Below are 25,771 nucleotides of genomic sequence, written 5' to 3' on the forward strand. Positions count from 1 at the left end.
CCGGTCACTTCCCCTCGTTGCGGTTGACCCGCAGGTAGAACACCGCGAAGACGGCGGAGATCAGGATCAGGATGTTGCCGACCACGGCACCGGCCCCGAAGTCCATCTGGACGAAGGAGTTCTGGTACGTCAGCGTGCCGAGCGTCTGGGTGGAGTCGGCGGGCCCGCCGTCGGTGAGCGCGAGGACCAGGTCGAGGATCTTGACCGTCGACATGAAGCCGAGCACCAGCACCACGGTGATGACGGGCTTGAGCATCGGCAGGGTGACCGAGCGGAACGTACGCCAGGCGGACGCGCCGTCGAGCGCGGCGGCCTCGTTCAGCTCCTTGGGGACCTCCTGGAGGCCGCCGTAGAGGATGACCATGTTGAAGGGGATGCCGATCCAGATGTTCACCAGGATCACCGAGACCAGCGCCATGCTCGTGCTCGTCAGCCACGGCGTGTCACCGGGGAGGCCGACGGTGCCGAGGAAGGAGTTGAGGACACCGGTGTCCTGGTCGAAGATGCGCCGCCACACGATGCCGGAGACGACCATCGGGACCAGCCAGGGCAGCAGGATCAGCGAACGCAGGATCCCGTTCAGCGGGAAGCGGCGGGTGAAGAAGACGGCGAGGGCGAGGCCGATGCAGAACTGGCCCACGAGCGATCCGACGGTGAAGAGGATCGTCTGCCAGAGGGCCTTGCCGAACAGTCCGTCGTTGAAGACGTTGCTCCAGTTGTCCGTGCCGTTGAACGGCGCCTCGCCGGTGAAGAACGTGGACGGCGAGTAGTCCTGGAAGCTCATCACGATGTTGCGGACGAGCGGGTAGCCGAAGAACAGCGCCATGAAGACCACGGCGGGTGCGATGAACCCCCACTGGGCGAGCGCCTTGCGCCGCTTGGCGCTCCGCGGGTCGACGGGCTTCCCGACCGCACCGGCCGCGGGGGCCTTCGCGTCGGCAGGCGGCGCGGCGGCTGAGGTGGTGGTGGATGACATGGGTTCGTTACCTCAGTTCCCGCTCGTGACCTGCTGCTGGGCACGCTTCAGAGCGGCCTCGCTGGACTGGCCGGTGAGCGCGGACTGGAAGGCGCTCTGCAGGGCCAGCGACACGGACGACCACTGCGCGCCGACCTTCGCGGTACGCGAACGGGCCGTGGCGACCTGTCCGGCCAGGGCGGCCAGCTCAGGGGCCTTCGTCCGCCACACGGCGGCGGCCTTCGTGTTCGCCGGGACCATCCAGCTGTTGAGCGCGTAGGTGATCTGCTCCTGTTCGCCCGCCATGCAGCCGATGATCTTCGCGGCCGTCCTCTCACGCTCGCTGTCGCCGGTGTTGGGCACGGTCAGCACTCCGCCGCCCAGCGGACCGACCGAGTCGTCACCCGCCTCGGGTACCGGGATCTCGGCGATGCCCCAGTCGAGCCCCTTCTTGGCGTTCAGGGTCTCGACCTGCCACGGGCCGTTGATCATCATGGCGGCGTTGCCGGCCATGAACTGGTCGTTCACGTCGGCCTGGGTCCAGTTGACCGTGGACTTGGAGAGCGAGCCGTCCTTCAGCAGCGCCTTCCAGTAGTCGAGGGCCCCGGCGACCTCGGGGGTGTCGAGCTTCGACTCGTCACCGCCGTTGGACCACATGAACGGCGTGAACTGGAAGACCCCGTCCTCCGCCCCGCCCGCGCTGAGCGCCAGACCGTACCGCTTGCCCTGGGTCAGCTGCTTGGCGGTGGACCGCATCTCGTCCCAGGTGGTCGGCACCTTCAGACCGGCCTTGTCGAGGGTGTCCTTGTTGTAGAACAGCGCCAGGGTGTTCACCGTGCGCGCGGCCCCGTAGTACTCCCCGTCGAACGAGCCGAAGTCGACGATCCCCTCGGGAATGTCCGTCGTGGTCAGCCCGAGGTCCCTGAGCGGGATCAGCCCGCCCGCCTCGGCGAACGTCGGCATCTCGGAGGCGTCCAGCTGGAGGACGTCCGGCAGCGACTTCGAGGACGCCATGCGCAGCGCCTTGGTCATCAGCTGGGCCGCGGGCACGCTCTGCTGCTCGATGGTGACCCCGAGCTTCTTGCTGCAGCGCTCGAGGGTGTCACCGTCCCAGCGGTGGTAGGACTCGTCGGTCGAGGAGTTCATGACGGTGTAGACGTCCTCGTCCCGCTGCTGGCCGCACCCTGACAGAACGCTGCCGGCGACGATCGCGGAGACGACGGTGAGAGGGACGACGATCCGCCTGCTGCGACGGCTGCGGAGTCCGGTCCGCCCGTCGGGGGAGGGTTCTGTCACGGTGGTGCCCTTGCGGTGAGAGGGGTGCCGGCCCATGGGAACGCTCCCACAGGATGTTCGTCAAGCCCCCGCGCGGATCCGGCGGTGTTCACGGCGGGGAGACCGGGGGGCCCGGCGGTGGTCCGCCGGGCTCCCTGCGGTGGGGGTGTCAGCGGACGCCGATGAGGTGTTCCATGGCGAGCTGGTCGAGGGCTTCGAAGGCCATGGAGCGTTCCGCGGCGGCGGTGGCGTCGAAGTCCTCGTAGGCGGTGCGGTCGGCGAGGAGTGCCTTGAGGCCGTCGGCGGCGGTGGGCTGGGCCAGTTCGTCGAGGCGGGAGGCGGTCAGGGCTTCCTGGACGGCGGGGTCGGCGCGGAAGGCGGCGGCGCGTTCCTTGAGGATGAGGTAGTTGCGCATGCAGTTCTTCGCGGATTCCCAGACGCCGTCGATGCCGTCGGTGCGTACCGGCTTGAAGTCGAAGTGGAGGGATCCGGTGTAGTCGGAGGTCTCCAGGAGGTCGACGAGCCAGAAGGCCTGGCGCAGGTCGCCGGCGCCGAAGCGGAAGTCCTGGTCGTACTTGATGCCGGACTGGCCGTTGAGGTCGATGTGGAAGAGCTTGCCGGCCCACAGGGCCTGGGCGATGCCGTGGGGGAAGTTGAGTCCGGCCATCTGCTCGTGGCCGGTCTCCGGGTTCACGCCGACCATCTCGGGGCGCTCGAGGCGTTCGATGAAGGCCAGGGCGTGGCCGATGGTGGGCAGCAGGATGTCGCCGCGGGGCTCGTTGGGCTTGGGCTCGATGGCGAAGCGCAGGTCGTAGCCCTGTTCGGTGACGTAGTCGCCCAGCAGGTCGAAGGCTTCCTTCATCCGGTCCAGGGCCAGGCGTACGTCCTTGGCGCCGCCGGACTCGGCGCCCTCGCGGCCGCCCCAGGCGACGTAGGTGCTCGCGCCGAGCTCGGCGGCCAGGTCGATGTTGCGGATGACCTTGCGCAGCGCGAAGCGCCGCACGTCACGGTCGTTGGAGGTGAAACCGCCGTCCTTGAACACGGGGTGGGTGAACAGGTTGGTGGTGGCCATCGGGACCTTCATCCCGGTGCGCTCCAGCGCCTGCTTGAACCGGCCGATCAGCCGCTCCCGCTCCGCCTCGGCGGACCCGAAGGGGATCAGGTCGTCGTCGTGGAACGTCACGCCGTGCGCGCCGAGCTCCGCGAGCCGCTCGACCGACTCGACCGGGTCCAGCGCGGGACGCGTCGCGTCACCGAACGGGTCGTTCCCACGCCAGCCCACGGTCCACAGACCGAAGGTGAACCTGTCCGCGGGGGTGGGAGTGAAGCGGTCCGGCATTGCACAGCCTCTTGTCGACGTCGGGCCCGACGGCAGCTCCGCCGGCCGGCCAATTTGTTTGCTTGCAGTACTAATACGCCATCCCGTCCACGGTTTCTAGACCATTTCCGTGACGTAACGGTCACGGGGCGCCAACATGGCAGATCGGGGCCCACATCATGCGATTCGGCTACTCGGGCAATCCGGGAATTCCCGTCGCTTACCAGCCCTGTCGGTCACATTTGTTTTGTGTACGATCAAAACCGAGAGGACCCGCAGCCGCGCTTGCCGCAGGCGCCCTGACGTCCCGCCCAGCACCTCTGACCGGCTAAGGACCACCCCCATGAAGTTCACCGACGGTTTCTGGCAGATGCGCAGTGGTGTGCACGCCTCGTACGCCACGGAAGTCCGCGATGTCCGCCTCGAGGACGACCGTCTCGCCGCCTACGCGTCCGTCAAGCGCGTCGAGCGCCGTGGCGACACGCTGAACGCCCCGCTGATCACGGTGGACGCCCACGCCCCGGCCGAGGGCGTCATCGCGGTGCGTCTCACCCACCACGCCGGCAAGCGCCGCAAGGGCCCCGACTTCGCACTTCCGGGCGCGGCCGACACGTCCGCGGCCACTACCCGCACCCAGGGCCGGGCAGCCGAACTGACCAGCGGTCCGCTCACCCTGCGGCTGCCCACCGAAGGTGCCTTCGGCCTGGAGTTCCTCGACGGGGACGGCCGTGTGCTGACCTCCGCCGGCCGCAAGGGCACCGCGTTCGCCACCGTCGAGGACGGCAGCCACCACATGTTCGCCCAACTCGCCCTGGGAGTGGGCGAGACGGTCCACGGCCTCGGTGAGCGTTTCACGCCGTACGTCAAGAACGGCCAGGTCGTCGACATGTGGCAGGCCGACGGCGGCACCAGCAGCGAGCAGGCGTACAAGAACATCCCGTTCTACCTCTCGTCGCGCGGTTACGGCGTCTTCGTCAACCACCCCGGCAAGGTCTCCTTCGAGATCGGTTCCGAAGCCGTCGGACAGGTCCAGTTCAGCGTCGAGGACCAGACGCTGGAGTACTTCGTCGTCGCGGGCCCCACCCCGAAGGACGTCCTGTCCCGCTACGCCGCCCTCACCGGCCTCCCCGCCCTCCCGCCGGCCTGGTCGTTCGGCCTCTGGCTCACCACCTCGTTCACCACCTCGTACGACGAGGCCACCGTCACCTCCTTCGTCGACGGCATGGCCGAGCGGGGCATCCCGCTGAGCGTCTTCCACTTCGACTGCTTCTGGATGCGCGAGTACCAGTGGTGCGACTTCGAGTGGGACCCCGCGGTCTTCCCCGATCCGGAGGGCATGATCGCCCGGCTCAAGGACAAGGGCCTGAAGATCTGCGTCTGGATCAACCCGTACATCGGGCAGAAGAGCCCTCTGTACGAAGAGGGGGCGCGGAAGGGCTACTTCGTCCGCACGCCCGACGGCGACATCTGGCAGTGGGACAAGTGGCAGGCCGGCATGGCGCTGGTCGACTTCACCGACCCGGAGGCCACCGCCTGGTTCCAGGGCAAGCTGAAGGGCCTCCTCGACCAGGGTGTCGACGGTTTCAAGACCGACTTCGGCGAGCGCATCCCCACGGACGTCGTCTGGCACGACGGTTCCGACCCGGAGCGCATGCACAACTACTACACGCACCTCTACAACAAGGCCGTCTTCGAGCTTCTGGAGGAGGAGCGCGGCCAGGGCGAGGCGGTGCTGTTCGCCCGGTCGGCCGCGGCGGGCGGGCAGCAGTACCCGGTCCACTGGGGCGGCGACTGCTGGTCCTCCTTCGAGGCCATGGCGGAGTCCCTGCGCGGTGGCCTCTCCCTGTCCCTGTCGGGCTTCGGTTTCTGGAGCCACGACATCGGCGGCTTCGAGGGCACGCCCGACCCGGCGGTCTTCAAGCGCTGGCTCGCCTTCGGCCTGCTCTCCTCGCACAGCCGGCTGCACGGCTCGTCGTCCTACCGCGTGCCGTGGGAGTTCGGCGACGAGGCGGTGGACGTGGCCCGGCAGTTCACCCGCCTCAAGCACCGCCTCATGCCGTACCTGTACGGCGTGGCCGTCGAGGCCCACCGCACCGGCGTCCCGACGATGCGCCCCCTGCTGCTGGAGTTCCCGGACGACCCGACGGCACGCGCGGCGGACCGCGAATACCTGCTGGGCCCGGACGTCCTGGTCGCGCCGGTCTTCACCGACGACGGCGAGGTCGAGTACTACGTGCCCGAGGGCACCTGGACCCACCTGCTGACGGGCGACACGGTCACCGGTCCCGCCTGGCGCCGTGAGACCCACGGCTTCGACAGCCTGCCCCTGCTGGTCCGTCAGGGCGCGGTGCTGGCACTGGGAGCGGACGAGTCCCGTCCGGACGGCGAGTGGCTCGACGACCTGGAACTCCGCGTGTTCGCCCCCGCCGGGACGGGGGACTTCACCCGCACCGTGACCGTCCCCGACCGCACGGGGGCGGTGGCCGCGACGTACGAGGTGACCCGAGAGGGCGGCGAGGTCCGCGTCACCACGGACACGGACCGGCCGTACACGGTCACGGTCGTCGGCGGATCCGCCTGACAGCCGTCAGGCTCCGGACCGACGCCCACGGCCCCTCGTCCGGGCGTGTGGTGGCCGCAGGACTCTCCGGGCAGGCGCGGGGCGAGCCGCTCCGCGCCTGCCCGGACGGAATGCGATCGTGGGCCGTCAGGTTGGCACCAGCAGCACACGCGTACGACCACGGCACACAGAGCGGACGTTTCCATGGGTGAGTTGATCCTGATCCGGCACGGCGAGACCGAATGGTCCCGGTCCGGGCAGCACACGAGCTTCACCGACCTGCCCCTGACCGAGCTCGGGGAACGCCAGGCCCGGGCCCTCGTGCCGCTCCTCGCCGAGAGGGAGATCGGGCTCACCCTGGTCAGCCCCTACCTCCGCGCCCGCCGCACCGCCGAACTGGCGGGGCTGACCGCGCCCCGGGAGACGCCGGACCTCCGGGAGTGGGACTACGGGGCGTACGAGGGCGTGACCACGGTCGAGATCCGCCGCACCCGCCCCGACTGGAACCTCTGGACGGACGGTGTCGCCCCCGGCTCCGACGAGCACCCGGGGGAGAGCCCGGACGAGGTGGGTGCCCGCGCCGACCGGGTACTCGCGGAGGTCAGGGCGGCCGCGTCCCGTCTCGGTGACGCGGACATCGCGCTGGTGGCCCATTCGCACTTCCTGCGGGTGCTCACCGCGCGCTACCTGCGGCTGACACCCGCGAGCGGGGAGCTGTTCCAGCTCGCCACCGGTGCCGTCTCACGCCTCGGCACGGAACACGACAAGCCGGTCGTCACGGCGCTGAACATGGCCCTGCCGGAGAGGCTGTTCGCAGCCATCGAGTGACCGGCGTCGGAGCGAGCCGCCGCCGAGTGCCTCGACGAGCCCTGCCCGGGGGCGGCTCGGAAGGAGAGTGGGGCCGTCGGGGGGCCGGCCCTGCCGCCGCCTACGGTCACGCCGGCGGGTGAGCCGTCGGCGATCTCGGCGCAACTGTCACCCTCCCCGTCGCCGACGGGCGATGTGGGCCGGTCAACAGGACCAGCGGCGCACCCGTATGACGGAGGGTCAGAGTCCGGGGTGAATAGTTCCTGGAGGGCCGGCGGAATGTCGTGGAAGCCGTTGAAGCGCGTACGGCCTCGGTAGGATGACGCGTCGAACAGGCAAGCGGCTCGTGTGGCACCTGACAGGGGACTGGACATGGACGCGCAGACCTATGGCGGGGCGGACGAGGTAGACCCCGCGGACCAGTGGGTGGTCAACCCCGAGACCGGGGCGTACGAACTGCGTCCGGACGGCCCCGGAGCGTCTCGCCCCCGCAGCGACGCCGACGCCGTTCCCGCTCCCGCCGCTCCCGCCCGTGTTCCCCGCCAGCGCAGCCGACGCCACCCGCCCGCTCCGGAGAGCACGCGCGGTTCCGGCCGGCGCAAGCCCAGGCAGCGCAAGCGGGCCGGCAGGAGGAAGGTGCTGCTGTGGACCGGCGGAGTCCTCTCCTCGGCCCTCGTCGGGACGTCTGCGTACGCCTACTACTGGTACGACCGCCTCGACGGGAACATCAGCACCGTCGACATCGGGGACGTGGGGAGCGACAGCGTCCTGGCGGACGGGCCGGTCAACATCCTGGTCATCGGCAACGACGTGCGCGTCGGCAGAGGCAACGAGGCCTACGGCAACCGCGACAACGTCACCGGCCACGCCGACACCACCCTCCTCTTCCACATATCCGGCGACCGCTCCAACGCCACCGTGGTGAGCATCCCCCGGGACCTCATGACCATGATCCCGGCCTGCGAGACCAGGAAGTCCGACGGCTCGGCCCAGGTCATCGCCGGCTCGAAGGTGCCCACCAGGTTCAACGAGTCCTTCGGGGTGAACGGCCGCGACCCCGGCTGCACCATGCGCACGGTCGAGGGGATCACGGACCTCGAGGTCGACCACTTCATGATGTTCGACTTCAACGCGGTCAAGACGCTGTCGACCGCGGTCGGCGGCGTCAAGGTGTGTCTCAAGGCGCCCATCAAGGACGAAGACGGTGGCTCCGAGCTCGACCTGCCGGCGGGGGAGAGCAGGATCGCGGGCGAGGACGCGCTGTCGTTCCTCCGCAACCGGCACGGTCTCAAGAACGAGAGCGACCTGGACCGAATCGAGATGCAGCAGAAGTTCGTGGCGTCGATGATGCGGCAGCTGAAGGAGGACACGCTGAGCAGCCCCATGAAGATGCTCGACGTCGCGGAGGCCGCGACCAAGGCGCTCACCGTGGACAAGGGGATAGGCAGTGCGGCCGACCTCGTCACCCTCGCCAAGGAACTCGGCAGGATCGACCTGAAGAACATCACCCTGATGACGCTGCCCGTGGTCGACAACCCGGACGAGCCCAAGCCCGTCACCGTCGTCCCGAATCCGGTCGAGGCACCGAAGCTCTTCAGCATGCTGCAGAACGACGTGTCCTTCACCGCGGTGAAGAAGGAGAAGGAGGCGGCCGCGGACAAGCAGGCCGCCCTGCTCGAAGGCCCCCGCGCGGAGGCGTCGGAGGTGCGCGTCGACCTCTCCAACGGTGGCGCGCCGGGAGGGTCCGCGAGCGCCGTCCTGGGCTGGCTGCAGAACGCGAAGGGCGTGACGAGGTCCAGCAACGTCGGCAACGCCCCGGAGAAGGTGGCCGCGACGACACTCGACTACGCGCCCGGCCAGGCCGCCCAGGCCCGGGCGCTCGCGGACCTCATGGGCCTGCCGGCCTCCGCGCTGAGGCCCGGCACGAAGGACGCCGCCGGGACGGAGCCGATGAGGCTCGTGCTCGGGGCGGACTTCAAGGAGGCCGGCACACCCGTCGCACCGCCGAAGAAGGTGGACGTGAAGCAGTCCCGGGCCGACCAGAGCGTGTGCGGCGCGTAGTCACGGGGGCGCGGGTTCCGCAGCGACGCGGACGGCCGGCACCTCGCCCCCGAGGCACCGGCCGGTTCCGTGAGGCGTGCCCCGGGTCAGGCCGCCTTCTTGCTGAGTGACGTCAGGTGGGCGAAGACGACGACGTTGGCCGAGTAGCCGTTCTTCTTGTCGAAGCGCCCGCCGCACGTGAGCAGCCTGAGCTCCGGACGTCCGGTGGCCCCGTACACCTTGTCGTCGGGGAACTTGTTCTTCGTGTACGTCTTCACCTCGTCGACGGTGAAGACCGCGGTGCGCTTGTCCGCCCGGGCGACCTTCACGGTGTCACCCCGGCGCAGGACGTTGAGGTTGAGGAAGATCGCCGGCCCCGTCGCGGTGTCCCGGTGCCCGACGAGCAGGGCCGTGCCCGACTCACCGGGCGAGGGGCCCTTCCGGTACCAGCCCACCTCCTTCGGCCTGCTCAGCGGCGGGGCGCCGAGCCGGCCCTTCTTGTCCAGGCCGAGGCCGGTGACCGGGGCCTCGATGAAGATCGCGGGGATGGCCACCTTCACCGGACGGGAGTGGACCAGCGGTGCGTGCGAGGCCGGTACCTTCGCCTGGGGCTTGTGCGGTGCCCTGCGGAACGGCGGGGCCCCGCCGCCCGCGGCGTCGCTGCCGCGGGCGGCGGTGACCGACGAGGCGTCCTCGGACGAGTCGGAACTCGCCCACACGACGCCGGTCACCAGCGAGGAGGTCACGCACAGGGTCATCGTGAGCCGGCATGCGCGGCTCGGACCCCGTCGTCGCCGTCGGCCGCGCGTGCTAGGCCTCGTTGCGGGCACGACGGCGCGCGGATCGACGGACCAGGATCAGCCCCGCGATGCCGGCGGCACCGGCGACCAGCGCGGCCGAGGCCCCGACGTTCGAGTCGCTCTCGGAGCTGACGCCCTCCATGTCCGGGACACCGCCGCCACCCGCGGGCACCGCGCCGGACGGCTTCTCGTACGACTTCTCGGCGCCCTTCTCCTCCGAGCCCCTCTCGGTACCCGACTCCGCCGACGAACCGCGCGCGCCGTCGTCCGAGCGGTTGCCACCCGGCCCGCCGTTGCCGGGCCGGGAGCAGTCGACCTCGAAGCTCTTGGACTTCAGGGGCGGGACGACCGGCGGGGCGCCGGGGACCACGGTCGGCCAGGAGAGGAGGTACGTGCCCTCGGGGAGGAGGTACTCCTGGCTGCGGGCCTTGCCCGCGATCAGCGGAAGGGAGGCCGTGAGGGTGTCCCCCGGGGGCACGGTCGGCGGCTGCTCGGCGATCGTCCAGGTGATGAACGGCAGGTCCCCGAAGTTGTTGGCCTCGAGCACGAACTTGCAGACCTCGACCCCCTCGCGCTCCCCACGGGAGTGCCAGCCGACGGAGGTGATGTCGATGTCGCCGCTCTCCCCGAGAGCGTACGCGGAGGGGGCCCCGGCCAGGGTGACGCCGGCGACGGCGACCGCAGCCGCCATCGTGATGCCCGTGCGGACGCTGCGGGAGCGGACGGAAGCGGAAATGCGCATGCTGGGCTCCTTCAAGCCGAGATGATTGTCGTACTGATCACCTGATCGCCTAAGACTTGGCACGGATTGCCCGAAGAGTGGGGCTAGACACCGCAAAAGCCCGCAAATATACCCTGACTAGCCGATAGCAGGCGGCGGCCTCCAGGGGAAAGCCGTCCGGGGGCGCGGGAGCAGGAGGCCCGGAGCAGGCCGGGAGTCAGCCGTGCCGTCGCGACGCCACCGTGCCCGGCACGCTGCATGCCTCACCCCGGCCACCGGCCGAGGCCGAACTCACCGTCCGGGTCCGAGGGGCCGCGCACGCGAGAACGGGCCGCCCGGCGTGCGGGCGGCCCGTCCTCAGGTGTTCACCGGTCGGCTCAGGAGATCAGCTCGATCTCCGCGAGCGTCGCAGCCGTGGTGCTCACCAGACGGTACTTCGCGTAGGCCTTCGGGGCCTGCACCGAGAACACCCGGGTCTGCTTGTCCCAGGCGAACGTCTGGCCGGACCGCTTGTCGACGTCCTTCCAGGAGGCGCCGTCCGCCGATCCCTGCAGCACCCAGCCCGTGGGGGCCTTCGCCGCCGTGGCCGAGGTCAGCGTGTACTGGAGCGCCTTCGTGCCCGCGGCGGCCGGCAGCTCCACCGACTCGACCGGGGCCGACGTCGCGGAGGTGTCGTCGTACAGCGCGCCGTCGCCCTTGAGCGTGTCGCCCTTCGGTGCCGGCACCTTGTCGTCCTGCGTGATGGAGACCGGGGCGGCGTTCCTGCCCGTGCCCCACGCGGAGGGCTCGGCGCCCATGTCGAACTCCAGCACTCCGCCCTTCGCCAGCAGGCCGTGCGGCAGCGAAGTGGAGTCCCACTTCTTGCCGTTGACCTTCAGACCCTGGACGTAGATGTTGGCCGCGCTGTTCTTCGGAGCCTTGACGACGAGGTCACGGCCGTTCTCCAGGTGCACGGTCGTCTTCGTGAAGAGCGGCGAGCCGATCGCGTACTCCCCACTGCCCATGACCAGCGGGTAGAAGCCGAGCGAGGAGAAGAGGAACCAGGCCGACTGCTCGCCGTTGTCCTCGTCGCCGTGATAGCCCTGGCCGATCTCGCTGCCGGTGTACAGGCGGCCGAGGACCTCGCGGACCTTCTCCTGGGTCTTCCAGGGCTGGGACGCGGCGTTGTACATGTACGTGGCGTGGTGGGCGACCTGGTTGCTGTGGCCGTACTGGCCCATCCGCACGTCGCGCGCCTCGGTCATCTCGTGGATGACGCCGCCGTACGAGCCGACGAACTCGGGTCCTGCGGTCTCGGGGGTGGAGAAGTAGGTGTCCAGCTTCTCGGCGAGGCCGTCGCGCCCGCCGTAGAGGTTGGCGAGGCCGCGGCTGTCCTGCGGGGCGGTGAAGGCGTAACCCCAGCCGTTGGTCTCCGTGTAGTCGTGACCCCAGACGCGGGGGTCGTACCGGTCGGAGGGCAGGCGCCAGTCGCCGCCGGCCTTCCTGCCCTGGAAGAAGCCGGCCTTCTCGTCGAAGAGCTTGACGTAGTTCTGCGCACGGTTGAGGAAGTACTCGGACTCCTCCTTGTAGCGCGCCTTCTTCGTCTTCCTGTAGAGGGCCTTGCCCATCTCCGCGATGCCGTAGTCGTTGAGGTAGCCCTCCAGCGACCAGGAGAGCCCTTCGTGCGTCGCGGTGTTCGCGTATCCGGTGAAGACCGAGGTCTCCATGCCCTTGCGGCCGACACCCGGCGACGGGGGCGCCACCGTGGCGTTCTTGACCGCCGCGTCGTACGCGGCCTCGGCGTCGAAGTCGACGCCCTTGACGTAGGCGTCGGCGAAGGCCACGTCGGAACTGGTGCCGGTCATCAGGTCCGCGTAGCCGGGTGAGGACCAGCGGGAGGTCCAGCCGCCGTCCTTGTAGTGCTGGACGAAACCGTCGACCATCTTGCCGGCCTGCTTCGGGGAGAAGAAGGAGTACGCCGGCCAGGTCGTCCGGTAGGTGTCCCAGAAGCCGTTGTTGACGTACACCTCACCCTTGACGATCTTCGCGCCGGTGTGGGTCGGGGTGTCGGTGCCTGTCTGCGGGGAGAACGGGCTCGCGTAGGTGCTCCTGCCGTCGACCTGCTCGAAGCCCGAGTTCGGGTAGAGGTAGAGCCGGTAGAGGCTGGAGTAGAGCGTGGTCAGCTGGTCGGCGTTCGCACCCTCGACCTCGATCTTGCCGAGGATCCTGTCCCAGGCCTTCTGCGCGTTCTTCCTCACCTTGTCGAAGGAGGTCTTCGCCGGCAGTTCCATCGCGAGGTTCTTCTTCGCCTGGTCGACGCTGATCAGCGAGGTGGCCAGCCGCAGGTTGACCGTACGGTCCTTGCCCGCGTCGAAGCGGAAGAAGCCGGTCACGTCGTCACCGCCGCCGCCCTTCAGCCTGCCGCTGTCGGTGACCGGCGCGTCGAAGGAGCCGTATACGAAGAGCCGTGTGGCTCCGGTGGAGCCTCCGCTCTTCACGTCGGAGTAGCCGGTGAAGGAACCGGTCTCCGGGTCGAGGGTCAGCCCGCCCCTGTTGTCGACGTTGTCGAACACCAGGCTCGCTTCGTCACCGGGGTAGGTGAACCGCATCCGCGCCGCGTGGTCGGTGGGCGTCATCTCGGCCTTGAGGCCGTTCTCGAACGTCACCCCGTAGTAGTGCGGGGTCGCCGTCTCGTTCTCGTGGCGGAAGGGCAGCGCGCGAGCCGAGCGGTTGGCGTCCGGAGTGCCGGACACCGCCGACGGCATCATCTGGAAGGTCTGGCGGTCACCCATCCAGGGGCTCGGCTCATGGCTGGCGCTGAACGCCTGGAGCGTGGGGAGGTTGTCCGCGTTGTTGCCCCGCGAGTAGTCGTACAGCCAGCTCGTGGACCCGGCGTTGGTGACCGGCGTCCAGAAGTTGAAGCCGTGCGGGACCGCGGTCGCCGGGATGTTGTTTCCGCGCGAGAACCCGCCGCTGGAGTTGGTGCCGCGCACCGTCGACGCGTAGTCGGAGAGGTGCGCCTTGCGCTTCTCCGGGGCCTTCGGGGCGATCGTGATGTCGTCGACCCAGCCCTGGAACTTCGACGGGCCCTTCGGCGAGTCGTACGCCACCAGGACGCGGTCGACGGTCTTTCCGGCCGCGACCGTGCCGATCCGGGAGGCGACCTTGTTCCACTGGTTCACGTACAGCCGCTTGGCGTCGGCCTGGCCCTGCGGCGTGAGCAGGCCACCGTGGCTGTCGGTGGCCTTGAGCCCGCTCAGGTAGGTGCCGTCGGTGAACGCCAGGTCGACCGCCACGTGCGTCGCCGGGTAGTTCAGGTCCGTCTCGCCCATCTGCGGGTAGACGAGGTAGGAGAGCTGGGTGTCCCTGGTGACCACCGTGTCGACGTCGAAGACCTTGTTGTACGAGTAGGCGTGGCCGTCCGGCTTGTGGGTGCCCGCGTAGCGCAGCGCCTTCCTCCCGGTGAACCCCGCACCCTGCTTGGCGGTGGGGGAGCCCGAAGGCCCCCTGTCGGCCTGGGTACGCATGTCGTCCGGGGCGGGGGTGGAGGTGTCACCGTCGGAGAACTGGACGTCGGCGAGCTGGAGCGCGTCGGACGCTCCGTTGTTCTTCGTGATCTCCAGCCGGAAGTGCCGGTAGGCGGTGCCCGTGGTCACGTCGTACGACTTGGTCTGGAGGCGCTCGGAGAACGTCTGTCCGGTGCGGGTGTCCAGGTCCGTCCATGTCCTGCCGTCGGCGGACCCCTTCAGGGTCCAGTCCCTGGGGTCCCGCTCGTCGTGGTCGTTCGCGGAAGTGAGGGCGTAGGTCACGACCTCGGTGGCTTCGGCGAGGTCGAACTCCACCCAGCCCTTGGGCTCGAAGGTCAGCCACTTCGTGCCGGGCTCCACATCGGTCAGGTTCTCCTTGACCTCGCCGCCCGCGGTGTTCTCCCCGCTGGCCCGCAGATCCGTGACCTGATCGGTGACGTTGCCCGGTATTCCGGCGGAGAACCCACCGTCGACACCCGACGCCCTCTTCTTCCCGTCGGCACCTTCCTCGACGGTGTTGCGCCAGTCCGGCTGCTTCTCATCGGCCTCGAACGAGGAGCTGAACGACGTGTCGCCGGACGGCCTCTTCGCGGTGTCCGACGGCTGGGCCAGGGCCGCGGCGGGGGCCGCCAGGGTCAGGGCGAGAGAGGCCGCGAGGACCGCGGCGGAGTGGCTGTGTCTGTGGCGCGAGCCGTGCTGAGGACCACGTAGGGGGTGCATACGGAGCCGTTCCTCCCGGGGGCATGCTTTGGACAACGTTGTCATTGCGGGATGCGGGTTCCAGTAGGGAGCCAAGTGGCTGGATGTGTCAAGGGTGTTGCGCGGGGGCGACGCCGGCGATTCGACCGTATTGCGGAAAACGGCGTTTCCGCGCGGGCGCGCGCGGTGCCGAGGTGTCCCTGAGGTCTCAACTCGGGAAAGACTGCCGCTCAACCATGCATTCGATCTTGCTCAGTTGGCGGCAAGTGGACTATACCTGTCGGCGTCTGCACAGCCGCTTCACAACGGCGCGCGGGCACGGGGGAGGGCGGAACAGCGGTGGGCGCGCGAGGTGGCCCGCCGTACGTTTCTCCCGGAACTCCCCCACTGCTTATCCGCAATCCGCACGACCCAAGCGCAACTGACCGCGGTGGCGGGACCCTTCGCCTAGGCGAATTCACTACGGGTGACCGGTACACCGCCTGAGTCCTGGAGAAGGCGAGGACTTGAGCATGGGATCCACCTCCGGCCGCACGAATGAGGGCCTTGGCCGTCGCGATGTGATCAAGCGTTCTGCCGCACTCGGCCTGATCGCCGTCCCGACGATGAGCTTCCTGTCCGCCTGTGCGAGCAGTGACAGCGGAAGCGACGAGAAGGTGGAGAAGGGCACCAAGAGCGCGAAGAACCCGCTCGGTGTCAACGAGACCGCCGCCCTCGAGGTCGTCATCTTCAACGGCGGCTTCGGCGAGCAGTACGCCATCGACGCGGAGAAGAAGTACAACGAGGCCTTCCCCAAGGCTCCGAAGGTCAAGCACGCGGCGACGGAGAAGATCCAGTCGACGCTGCAGCCGCGCTTCAACGGTGGCACCCCGCCGGACCTGATCGACAACTCCGGTGCCGAGCAGATGGACATGGGTGTCCTGGTCGGCAAGAAGCAGCTGCTCGACCTCACGCCGCTGATGGACGCCCCGTCGTACGACGACCCCGCCAAGAAGGTCCGCGACACGCTGCGTCCGGGTGTCGTGGAGATGGGCCAGTTCGACGGCGACCCGGTCTGGATCATGTACTACGCGTACACGGTCTACGGCGTCTGGTACTCCCGGACCAACCTGGAGAAGCTCGACGCTGCGTACCCGGAGAACTGGGACGACATGCTCGCGCTGTGCGAGAAGGCGAAGAAGAAGGGCATCGCCGGCTGGACGTACCCCGGCAAGTACCCGTACTACCTGCCGTTCTCGCTCTACCCGTTCATCGGCAAGATCGGTGGCCGCGAGGTCCTCGACAAGATCGACAACCTGGAGCCCAACGCCTGGAAGGACCCGGCGGTCAAGGCCGCCTTCGAGGCGTACTACGAGCTCTTCCGGAAGGGGTACATCCTCAAGGGCACGCCCGGTCTGACCCACATCCAGTCGCAGACCGAGTGGACCAAGGGCAAGGCGCTGTTCATCCCGAACGGCTCGTGGGTGGAGAACGAGGCCGCGCCCACCACTCCGGACGACTTCAAGATGATGGTCGGGGCGCCCTCCAGCCTGGACTCCTCGGACAAGCTGCCCTTCGGCACCCTGTGGGCGTCCGGCGGTGAACCCTTCGTCGTCCCGGCGAAGGCGAAGAACCCCGAGGGCGGCATGGAGCAGCTGCGCATCATGCTCAGCGAGGACTCCTCCAAGAACTTCACCAAGTCGGTCAAGTCCCTCACCGCCTTCAACGGCGGCACCGACGGCCTGACCCTGTCCACCGCGCTGCAGTCCGCCGTCGACGTCCTGGCGAAGGCCGGGGACAACGTGGTGAACCCGCGCCTGCAGGACTGGTACGTCAAGCTCCAGAAGGAGCAGATCGGTATCGCCGGCATCGGCGAGATGATGGCCGGCCGCGCGACCCCGGCGGAGACCATCAAGAAGATCCAGGCCTTCGCCGACGCCGCGGCCAAGGACCAGTCCATCAAGCACTACAAGCACCAGTGAGCCACCGTCACCAGCGGCGGCACCCGCTCGGAAATCGGGGTCGGTAAACGATGCAGCACGGCAAGTACCGGTTCATCGTGGGGTTCCTGGCAGCCCCACTGGCGTTGTACGCCATCTTCGTCATCTGGCCCTTCGCCCAGTCCATCTACTACTCGTTCACGGACTGGACCGGACTGAGCCCGGACTTCCAGATGGTCGGCTTCGACAATTACAGCCGGATGCTCGACGACGACATCTTCTGGAAGTCACTGCAGCACAGTGTGCTGCTGGCGCTGCTGCTGCCGCTGGTGACGCTGGGCCTCGCGCTCTTCTTCGCCTTCATGCTCAATGTCGGCGGCCGGCGGCGCAAGAACGCCGCGGTCGCCGGCGTGCGGGGATCCTCGTTCTACAAGGTCGCCTATTTCTTCCCCCAGGTCCTGTCGATCGTGATCGTCGCCCTCCTCTTCCAGTTCGCGTTCAACCCCTCGTCCGGAATGCTGAACGAGACGTTGAAGGCCGTCGGCCTCAAGAGCCTCCAGCCGGACTGGCTCGGCGATCCCGATCTGGCGCTGTACTGCGTGATGGTGGTGCTGATCTGGTCGACGGTCGGCTTCTTCGTCGTCCTCTTCTCCGCCGGAATGGCCTCGATCCCCAAGGACTTCTACGAGGCCGCCCTGCTCGACGGGGCCAACCGCATCACCACGTTCTTCAAGATCACGCTGCCGCTGCTCTGGGACACCGTGCAGTCCGGCTGGGTCTACATGGGCATCCTGGCGCTCGGTGTGGAGGCCTTCACCGCCGTACAGGTCATGACGGTCGGCCCGGGCGGCCCCGACTACTCCACCACCGTCCTGCCGCTGTACGTCTACCAGACCGCCTTCCGGGACGCCCAGGCCGGCTACGCGACCACGATCGGCGTCGGGCTGCTCATCGTCACCATGCTCTTCGCGGGCATCGTGATGCGACTGGGCCGACGCGAACGGCTGGAGTTCTGATGCCGGTCCTGCCGGTCCTGCCGGTCCTGCCGGGACACGGCCGTCCGAAGTCCCACGGCGCGCGGAACAGCTCGGTCCCGGTGGCCGGCCCGACAGTTGTACGAGGTGAGCACGCATGAAGGTCACTGAGACTCCTCCCGCCGTCCCGGCACCGCGCTCGCCGGTGACGAAGACGAAGGCCCCGGTGGCCGGGCCCGCGGAGAGCGGCGAGGGCAAGGTCCTCAACGTCTTCTCCCACGGTGTGCTGGTCATATGGGCGGTGCTCGTCGTCATGCCGCTGCTCTGGGCGGTGATGTCGTCCTTCAAGACGGACGACTCGATCCTGTCGAAACCCTTGTCGCTGCCGGACAGGCTCCACTTCGAGAACTGGTCACGGGCCTGGAACCAGGCCCACATGAGTGACTACTTCTTGAACACCATCCTGGTGGTGGGCGGTTCACTCGTCGGCACCCTGCTGCTGGGTTCGATGGCGGCGTACGTGCTGGCGCGGTTCGACTTCCCGGGGAACCGCTTCATCTACTTCCTCTTCATCGGCGGGATGAGCTTCCCGATCATCCTGGCGCTGGTCCCGCTGTTCTTCGTCATGAACAACATGGGCCTGCTGAACTCGGTGCACGGGCTGATCCTGGTCTACATCGCCTACTCGCTGCCGTTCACCGTCTTCTTCCTCACGTCGTTCTTCCGCACCCTGCCGACCTCCATCGCGGAAGCGGCCATGCTCGACGGCGCCTCGCACACCCGGACGTTCTTCCAGGTGATGCTGCCCATGGCGAAGCCCGGTCTGATCAGCGTCGGTATCTTCAACTTCCTCGGCCAGTGGAACCAGTACATGCTGCCGACGGTCCTGAACACCGACCCGGACGGCAAGGTGCTGTCCCAGGGCCTGGTCGAACTGGCCACCAGCCAGGGCTACAAGGGGGACTGGTCGGGCCTCTTCGCGGGTCTGGTCATGGCGATGCTGCCGGTACTCGCCGCCTACGTCGTCTTCCAGCGCCAGGTCGTCGCGGGGCTGACGGCGGGGGCGCTCAAATAGGGCGGACACCGTGGGGCCGCCTTCACGTATCAGCCTCTGCGGTCACTCCGGCACCATCCGCCACCAGAAACGAACAGGCCCCGCTCGGCCTGGAACCACCCTCCGGCCACCGGCCGGGGGGTGGTTTCATGCCCTTTCCACCGCTTTCGCGGCTGTCCGGATGTGGAGGCCCGATGCTCATCGGAGGCTCCGCACGCTCAAGGTCTTGACGGGGGGCACCCCAAAACGCTCAGCTTAGGGTTCACATGTTAGAGAAAACGGCAGGAGTGAGTGAGTCGATGGAGACTCCGGGGTCGCAGACATCTCTGCATCGGGCCAACCTTGAGCGGGTCGTACGTGCCGTAAGGATGGCAGGGTCGCTGACCCAGGCCGAGATCGCCAGGAGCACCGGCCTCTCCGCAGCCACCGTCTCCAACATCGTCCGTGAACTCAAGGACGGCGGCACGGTCGAGGTGACCCCCACCTCGGCGGGCGGTCGCCGCGCCAGGAGCGTCTCCCTGAGTGGGGACGCCGGTATCGTCATAGGGGTGGATTTCGGTCATACCCACCTCAGGGTGGCCATCGGCAACCTGGCCCACCAGGTGCTCGCCGAGGAGTCGGAGCCGCTGGACGTGGACGCCTCGTCGGCGCAGGGCTTCGGCCGGGCGGAACAACTGGTCAACCGCCTGATCGAGACCACCGGGATCAGCCCCGGCAAGGTGATCGGCGTGGGCCTCGGAGTGCCGGGCCCCATCGACGTCGAGTCCGGCACGCTGGGCTCCACCTCGATCCTGCCGGGCTGGAAGGGCATCAACCCCAGCCAGGAGCTCGCCGGGCGCCTCGGCGTGCCGGTGTACGTGGACAACGATGCCAACCTCGGCGCGCTCGGGGAGCTCGTCTGGGGCAGCGGCAGGGGTGTCAGGGACCTCGCGTACATCAAGGTCGCCAGCGGCGTGGGTGCGGGTCTGGTGATCGACGGGACGATCTACCGGGGGCCCGGAGGCACCGCCGGCGAGATCGGCCACATCACCCTCGACGAGTCGGGCCCGGTCTGCCGCTGCGGCAACCGCGGCTGCCTGGAGACCTTCACCGCCGCCCGGTACGTCCTGCCGCTGTTGAAGCCCAGCCACGGCCCCGATCTCACCATGGAGCGGATGGTCCAGCTGGCCCGCGAGGGTGATCCGGGCTGCCGCAGGGTCATCGGGGACGTCGGCCGGCACATCGGCAGCGGGGTGGCGAACCTGTGCAACCTGCTCAACCCCAGCCGGGTGGTGCTGGGCGGATCGCTCGCGGAGGCGGGGGAGTTGGTGCTGGGGCCCATCCGGGACTCGGTCTCGCGGTACGCCATCCCCAGCGCCGCACGGCAGCTCTCCGTGCTTCCCGGAGCCCTCGGAGGGCGGGCCGAGGTCCTGGGTGCCCTGGCCCTCGTGCTGAGCGAGATGGGGGATTCGACCCTTTTGGAGAGCACCCTCCCCGCAGCGACTCCTGCCTTCACTTAGATAACGAATGGCACCGTTGTCATCTCGTTAAGGATTTACTCCTTGACGCTGACGTCGTGGCCGAGTTGACTTCCAGCCACCTCGGCCGCAACGTCGCGGCCTCGTCAGGGAGGTTCGAAATGAACACGCGTATGCGTCGTGCCGCCGTTGCCGTTGCCGCCACCACCATGGCCGTCTCTCTCGCCGCTTGCGGGAGCGCCAAGGAGTCCGGCGACAAGACCAGCACCGAGTCGGCCAAGAAGGGCGACGACCTCAAGATCGGTCTGCTCCTTCCCGAGAACGTCACGGCTCGCTACGAGAAGTTCGACAAGCCGATCATCGAGAAGAAGGTCAGCGAGCTGACCGGCGGCAAGGCGGAGGTCGTCTACGCCAACGCCAGGCAGGACGCCACGCTGCAGGCGCAGCAGGTCGACACCATGATCACGGGCAAGGTCGACGCGCTCATCGTCGACGCGGTCGACGCCAAGGCCATCGAGAACAGCGTGAAGAAGGCCAAGGACGCGGGCATCCCCGTCGTCGCCTTCGACCGCCTCGCCGAGGGCCCGATCGACGCCTACACCTCCTTCGACAACGAAGAGGTCGGCCGCGTGCAGGGCAAGGCCCTGCTGGAGGCCCTGGGCGGCGCCGCCAAGCCGACCATCGTCATGATGAACGGCTCGATCACCGACCCGAACGCGGCTCTCTTCAAGAAGGGCGCGAAGTCGGTCCTCGACGGCAAGGTGACGTACGGCAAGGAGTACGACACCAAGGAGTGGAAGCCGGAGAACGCCAACGCCAACATGGAGGGCGCGATCACGGCCCTCGGCAAGGACAAGATCGCCGGCGTCTACTCCGCCAACGACGGCATGGCCGGCGGCATCATCCAGGCCCTCAAGTCGGCCGGGCTCTCCAAGCTCCCGCCGGTCACCGGTCAGGACGCCGAACTCGCCGGCGTGCAGCGCATCGTCTCCGGTGAGCAGTTCATGAGCGTCTACAAGCCCTACCCGCAGGAGGGCGTCGTCGCCGCGGAAATGGCCGTCGCGCTCGCCAAGGGCGAGAAGCTCGACACCATCGCCACCTCCAAGGTCGACAACGCCGGCACGAAGGGCATCGCCACCGTGCTCGTCCCGGTGGTCTCGCTGACCAAGGAGAACATCAAGGAGACCGTCATCAAGGACGGCATCTACACGCTCGACGAGATCTGCACGGCCAAGTACAAGGCCGCCTGCACCGCCGCGGGCCTGAAGTAGGCCCCAGCCGTCCGGCCGGCCTCCACGGCCGCCGGACGGACCCGAAGCCTGTCCGGCGCCCCGCCCACCAACTGTCCCGCTACCGGGCGGGGCGCCGGACGGAACGCTTCGGCTCTCTTCCTCAATTCTTCTGCTCGACCACCGCGCCTCCCCCCAGGCGCGGCATCCCCGCCGGGTCAGGCGGCGAAGGAGATGGTTCACGTGTCCGCTACGCCCGTGTTGGCGTTGCGAGGGGTCTCCAAGCGATTCGGTGCCGTCCAGGCGCTCACCGACGTAGAGCTTGAGGTCCACGCCGGTGAGGTGGTCGCCCTGGTGGGTGACAACGGCGCCGGTAAATCAACGCTGGTCAAGACGATCGCCGGGGTGCACCCCATCGATGACGGTGTCATCGAGTGGCAAGGCCGTCCGGTCCAGATCAACAAGCCGCACGACGCCCAGAACCTCGGGATCGCGACCGTCTACCAGGACCTCGCGCTCTGCGACAACATCGACGTCGTCGGCAACCTCTACCTCGGCCGGGAGCTCCGCAAGTTCGGGATCCTCGACGAGGTCGAGATGGAGCGGCGTTCCCGCGAGCTCCTCAGCACGCTGTCGATCCGCATCCCCAGCGTCCGCATCCCGATCGCGTCGCTCTCGGGCGGTCAGCGCCAGACCGTCGCGATCGCCCGCTCGATGCTGGGCGAGCCCCAGCTCGTCATCCTCGACGAGCCCACCGCCGCACTCGGCGTCGAGCAGACCGCGCAGGTCCTCGACCTCGTCGAGCGGCTGCGCGAGCGAGGCCACGCGGTCATCCTCATCAGCCACAACATGGCCGATGTGAAGGCCGTCGCCGACAAGGTCGCCGTCCTCCGGCTGGGCCGGAACAACGGCGTCTTCGACGTGAAGACCACCTCGCAGGAAGAGATCATCTCCGCAATCACGGGCGCCACGGAGAACGCCGTGACCCGTCGTGCGGCGCGCAACGCGGAGGCCCAGAAGTGACAACCGACAAGACGTCCACCGCAGTGGTCAACCCGGAGGCGGCCAAGGGCGCCGACACCGTGGTCGACCCCCGGCTCCTCGTCCGCGAGCAGGGCCTCGGCGGCTACCTCACCGAGTTCAAGCGCAAGATGCGCGGGGGTGACCTCGGCTCGATCCCCGTGGTCATCGGCCTGATCATCATCTGCGTCGTCTTCCAGAGCCTGAACTCCGAGTTCCTCTCGGCGAAGAACGTCAGCGACATCGCCGTGACCATGGTGGCCACCGGCATGATGGCCGTCGGCATCATCTTCGTGCTGCTGCTCGGCGAGATCGACCTCTCGGTCGGCTCGGTCAGCGGTGTCTCCGGTGCCGTGGTCGCGGTCCTCAGCGTCACCCACGGCATGAACGAGTGGCTCGCCGTCCTCGTCGCGATCCTCAGCGGCGCGGTCATCGGCGCGATCCACGGCTTCTTCTTCGCACGGATAGGCGCCCCCGCGTTCGCCGTCACCCTCGCCGGTCTCCTGTTCTGGCTGGGCTTCATGCTCCAGCTGCTCGGCGACACCGGCACGATCAACCTGGACAGCGACGGGGTCGTCGGCAATCTGACCACGTACTACTTCTCGGACGTGGCCGCCGCCTACGGGCTCGCCGCCGTCGCGGTGATCGGCTACTTCCTCTCCGCCTTCCTGGACACCCGCCGGCGTGAGGCCGCGGGCATCCCGTCGCGTCCGCTCGTCGACATCGTGGTCCGCACCGTCGTCCTCGCGGTCTTCGCCTTCGGCGCGGCGTTCATGTTCAACCAGTACCGCGGCCTCCCGCTGGCCCTGGTCCTCTTCCTCGTCGTCCTGGTCGGCACGGACTTCGTCCTGCGCCGCACCTCCTACGGCCGGAAGATCTTCGCGCTCGGCGGCAGCGTCGAGGCGTCCCGCCGCGCGGGCATCAACGTCACCGCCATCCGCATCTCGGTCTTCGCCATCGCCGGCACCTTCGCGGCGATCGGCGGCCTCTTCTGGGCCTCCAAGATCGCGGCGGCCAACCAGGGCTCCGGCGGCGGCGACCTCCTGATGAACGTCATCGCCGCGGCCGTCATCGGTGGCACCAGCCTCTTCGGCGGCCGGGGCCGCACCTGGAACGCGCTGCTCGGCGTCATGGTGATCGTGTCGATCCAGTACGGCCTGGCGCTCGAGGGCATCGCCACACCGATCAACTACATGATCACCGGCGCTGTTCTTCTCATCACGGTCGTCATCGACTCCATCACCCGCAAGACGCAGAAGACCGCCGGCCGCGCCTGACCGTCGGACCTGCGTACACGTGCCCGGCATCCACCGTGATGCCGGGCACGTGCGCGTCCCCGGGGACCCGGCGCGGCGCGGCGGAATGCGCCGCCCGATGACCGGGGCCGCCGGCGGAACATTAGACTCATCGGATCGACACGCTCGACCAGCTCACACGCAAGGAGGCACGGGTGGACCTGCTGACCCGCATCAGGGGACCGCGCGACCTGGACCGGCTCGGCCCCGAGCAGCTGGACCGGCTCGCCGAGGAGATCCGTACCTTCCTCGTCGACGCGGTGTCCAAGACCGGCGGCCACCTCGGCCCCAACCTGGGTGTGGTCGAGCTGACCATCGCCCTGCACCGGGTCTTCGAGTCCCCGCAGGACAAGGTCCTCTTCGACACCGGCCACCAGAGCTACGTGCACAAGCTGCTCACCGGCCGCCAGGACTTCTCGAAGCTCAAGAGCAAGGGCGGCCTCTCCGGATACCCGTCCCGCGCCGAGTCCGAGCACGACGTCATCGAGAACTCGCACGCCTCGACGGTGCTCGGCTGGGCCGACGGCCTCGCCAAGGCCAACGAGGTCCTGGGCAAGGACGACCACGTCGTCGCCGTCATCGGTGACGGCGCGCTCACGGGCGGTATGGCCTGGGAGGCGCTGAACAACATCGCCGCCGCCAAGGACCGCCCCCTCGTCATCGTCGTCAACGACAACGAGCGCTCGTACGCCCCGACCATCGGCGGCCTCGCGAACCACCTCGCCACCCTCCGCACCACCGACGGGTACGAACGGTTCCTGGCCCGCGGCAAGGACCTCCTGGAGCGCACGCCCGTCGTGGGCAGGCCGCTGTACGAGACGTTGCACGGCGCGAAGAAGGGCCTCAAGGACTTCATCGCCCCGCAGGGCATGTTCGAGGACCTCGGGCTGAAGTACGTCGGGCCGATCGACGGCCACGACATCGAGGCCCTGGAGTCCGCGCTGCAGCGCGCCAAGCGCTTCGGCGGTCCGGTCATCGTGCACTGCCTCACCGAGAAGGGCCGCGGCTACACCCCCGCCCTCCAGGACGAGGCGGACCGCTTCCACGCCGTCGGCAAGATCCACCCGGACACCGGCCTGCCCATCTCCACCTCCGGCCTCGACTGGACCTCGGTCTTCGGCGAGGAGATGGTCAAGCTGGGCCAGGAGCGCGAGGACATCGTCGCCATCACGGCGGCCATGCTCCAGCCCGTCGGCCTCGGCAGGTTCGAGGAGGCCTTCCCGGACCGCATCTACGACGTGGGGATCGCCGAGCAGCACGGCGCGGTCTCCGCGGCGGGACTGGCCACCGGCGGGCTGCACCCCGTTTTCGCGGTGTACGCGACCTTCCTGAACCGCGCCTTCGACCAGGTCCTGATGGACGTCGCCCTGCACAGGTGCGGGGTGACCTTCGTCCTGGACCGGGCGGGCGTCACGGGCACGGACGGCGCCTCCCACAACGGCATGTGGGACATGTCGATCCTTCAGTGCGTGCCCACCCTGCGCATCGCCGCCCCGCGCGACGCCGACCAGGTCCGCGCCCAGCTGCGCGAGGCCGTCGAGGTGGACGACGCGCCCACCGTCGTCCGTTTCTCCAAGGGCGCGGTCGGCCCCTCGGTCAAGGCGGTCGGCACGGCGGGCGGCATGGACATCCTGCGGGCGGCGAGCGCCGACACGCCGGACGTCCTCCTGGTCTCCGTCGGCGCTCTCGCCCCGATGTGCCTGGAGATCGCCGCGCTGCTGGACGCCCAGGGCATCTCCACGACCGTGGTCGACCCGCGCTGGGTGAAGCCGGTGGACGAGGCGCTCGCGCCGCTCGCCGCGGAGCACCGGGTCGTCGTCACCGTCGAGGACAACTGCAGGGCCGGCGGCGTCGGCTCCGCCGTCGCCCAGGCTCTGCGGGACGCCGGGGTCGACGTACCGCTGCGTGACTTCGGCATCCCGCCGGTGTTCCTCGACCACGCCTCGCGTGGCGAGGTGATGGCCGAGATCGGGCTGACCGCACCGGACATCGCGCGCCAGGTCACCGGCCTCGTCGCCAAGCTGGACGGCCGCTACGAGAGCCGCGCGGTGGAGCCCGTACGCGACTGATCCGCCCGCACCCACTGGGCCGGTCGCCCACCCCGCACGGGTGGTGCGACCGGCCCATTCGCGTGAAACCGGG

Annotated in this window: 17 protein-coding genes; 11 read left to right on the forward strand and 6 right to left on the reverse strand. The window is 68.7% G+C overall.

Features of this window, described 5'->3' with window-relative positions:
- Positions 1-4: 4 nt before the first annotated feature.
- The 3 genes from ACHFIV_RS08360 to xylA all read right to left on the reverse strand — a co-directional run bounded on the left by ACHFIV_RS08360 (position 5) and on the right by xylA (position 3,569).
- The gene (locus ACHFIV_RS08360) at positions 5-976 is read right to left on the reverse strand and encodes a carbohydrate ABC transporter permease (RefSeq protein ID WP_398965162.1); all 972 of its coding nucleotides are present in this window, start codon (positions 974-976) and stop codon (positions 5-7) included.
- A 12-nt stretch (positions 977-988) separates the two neighbouring features.
- Positions 989-2,251, reverse strand: coding sequence for an ABC transporter substrate-binding protein (locus ACHFIV_RS08365; RefSeq protein ID WP_398965164.1), 1,263 nt, complete (start codon positions 2,249-2,251; stop codon positions 989-991).
- A gap of 148 nt (positions 2,252-2,399) precedes the next feature.
- Positions 2,400-3,569 (reverse strand): xylose isomerase, encoded by a 1,170-nt coding sequence (gene xylA, locus ACHFIV_RS08370; RefSeq protein ID WP_398965166.1) that lies wholly within the window; start codon positions 3,567-3,569, stop codon positions 2,400-2,402.
- 322 nt (positions 3,570-3,891) lie between these two features.
- On the opposite strand from xylA, the gene yicI reads away from it, so the two are divergent.
- The 3 genes from yicI to ACHFIV_RS08385 all read left to right on the forward strand — a co-directional run bounded on the left by yicI (position 3,892) and on the right by ACHFIV_RS08385 (position 8,976).
- Positions 3,892-6,129, forward strand: coding sequence for an alpha-xylosidase (yicI, locus tag ACHFIV_RS08375; RefSeq protein ID WP_398965168.1), 2,238 nt, complete (start codon positions 3,892-3,894; stop codon positions 6,127-6,129).
- 183 nt (positions 6,130-6,312) lie between these two features.
- On the forward strand, positions 6,313-6,936 hold the full coding sequence (locus tag ACHFIV_RS08380; RefSeq protein ID WP_398965170.1) for a histidine phosphatase family protein: 624 nt from the start codon (positions 6,313-6,315) through the stop codon (positions 6,934-6,936).
- Between the two features lie 351 nt (positions 6,937-7,287).
- Positions 7,288-8,976 carry an LCP family protein gene (locus ACHFIV_RS08385; RefSeq protein ID WP_398965172.1) on the forward strand — a complete coding sequence of 563 codons (1,689 nt, stop codon included), beginning with the start codon at positions 7,288-7,290 and terminating at the stop codon, positions 8,974-8,976.
- Positions 8,977-9,062: 86 nt separating this feature from the next.
- Here ACHFIV_RS08385 and ACHFIV_RS08390 read toward each other — a convergent pair whose 3' ends face one another.
- From ACHFIV_RS08390 to ACHFIV_RS08400, 3 genes are all read right to left on the reverse strand, one after another.
- Complete coding sequence (locus ACHFIV_RS08390) at positions 9,063-9,713, reverse strand: class F sortase (protein ID WP_398965174.1); 651 nt, start codon at positions 9,711-9,713, stop codon at positions 9,063-9,065.
- A 52-nt stretch (positions 9,714-9,765) separates the two neighbouring features.
- Positions 9,766-10,497, reverse strand: a complete 732-nt coding sequence (locus tag ACHFIV_RS08395) for a hypothetical protein (protein WP_398965175.1) — start codon at positions 10,495-10,497, stop codon at positions 9,766-9,768.
- 356 nt (positions 10,498-10,853) lie between these two features.
- Positions 10,854-14,702, reverse strand: a complete 3,849-nt coding sequence (locus ACHFIV_RS08400) for a GH92 family glycosyl hydrolase (protein WP_398965176.1) — start codon at positions 14,700-14,702, stop codon at positions 10,854-10,856.
- A gap of 491 nt (positions 14,703-15,193) precedes the next feature.
- On the opposite strand from ACHFIV_RS08400, the gene ngcE reads away from it, so the two are divergent.
- The 8 genes from ngcE (at position 15,194) to dxs (ending at position 25,698) form a co-directional block, all read left to right on the forward strand.
- Positions 15,194-16,642 (forward strand): N-acetylglucosamine/diacetylchitobiose ABC transporter substrate-binding protein, encoded by a 1,449-nt coding sequence (ngcE, locus tag ACHFIV_RS08405; RefSeq protein WP_398965178.1) that lies wholly within the window; start codon positions 15,194-15,196, stop codon positions 16,640-16,642.
- 50 nt (positions 16,643-16,692) lie between these two features.
- On the forward strand, positions 16,693-17,616 hold the full coding sequence (locus ACHFIV_RS08410; RefSeq protein ID WP_398965180.1) for a carbohydrate ABC transporter permease: 924 nt from the start codon (positions 16,693-16,695) through the stop codon (positions 17,614-17,616).
- 115 nt (positions 17,617-17,731) lie between these two features.
- Positions 17,732-18,649 (forward strand): carbohydrate ABC transporter permease, encoded by a 918-nt coding sequence (locus ACHFIV_RS08415; protein ID WP_398965182.1) that lies wholly within the window; start codon positions 17,732-17,734, stop codon positions 18,647-18,649.
- Positions 18,650-18,927: 278 nt separating this feature from the next.
- The gene (locus ACHFIV_RS08420) at positions 18,928-20,127 is read left to right on the forward strand and encodes an ROK family transcriptional regulator (RefSeq protein ID WP_398965183.1); all 1,200 of its coding nucleotides are present in this window, start codon (positions 18,928-18,930) and stop codon (positions 20,125-20,127) included.
- 119 nt (positions 20,128-20,246) lie between these two features.
- On the forward strand, positions 20,247-21,356 hold the full coding sequence (locus ACHFIV_RS08425) for a sugar ABC transporter substrate-binding protein (RefSeq protein ID WP_398965185.1): 1,110 nt from the start codon (positions 20,247-20,249) through the stop codon (positions 21,354-21,356).
- 192 nt (positions 21,357-21,548) lie between these two features.
- Positions 21,549-22,337 (forward strand): ATP-binding cassette domain-containing protein, encoded by a 789-nt coding sequence (locus ACHFIV_RS08430; RefSeq protein WP_398965187.1) that lies wholly within the window; start codon positions 21,549-21,551, stop codon positions 22,335-22,337.
- Positions 22,334-23,611 (forward strand): sugar ABC transporter permease, encoded by a 1,278-nt coding sequence (locus tag ACHFIV_RS08435; RefSeq protein WP_398965188.1) that lies wholly within the window; start codon positions 22,334-22,336, stop codon positions 23,609-23,611. Before ACHFIV_RS08430 ends, ACHFIV_RS08435 begins: the two co-directional genes overlap by 4 nt.
- Positions 23,612-23,784: 173 nt before the next feature.
- Positions 23,785-25,698 (forward strand): 1-deoxy-D-xylulose-5-phosphate synthase, encoded by a 1,914-nt coding sequence (dxs, locus tag ACHFIV_RS08440; RefSeq protein WP_398965190.1) that lies wholly within the window; start codon positions 23,785-23,787, stop codon positions 25,696-25,698.
- The last annotated feature ends 73 nt before the right edge of the window (positions 25,699-25,771 follow it).

The organism is Streptomyces sp. ALB3, from assembly GCF_044385685.1.
Taxonomy (GTDB): Bacteria; Actinomycetota; Actinomycetes; order Streptomycetales; family Streptomycetaceae; genus Streptomyces.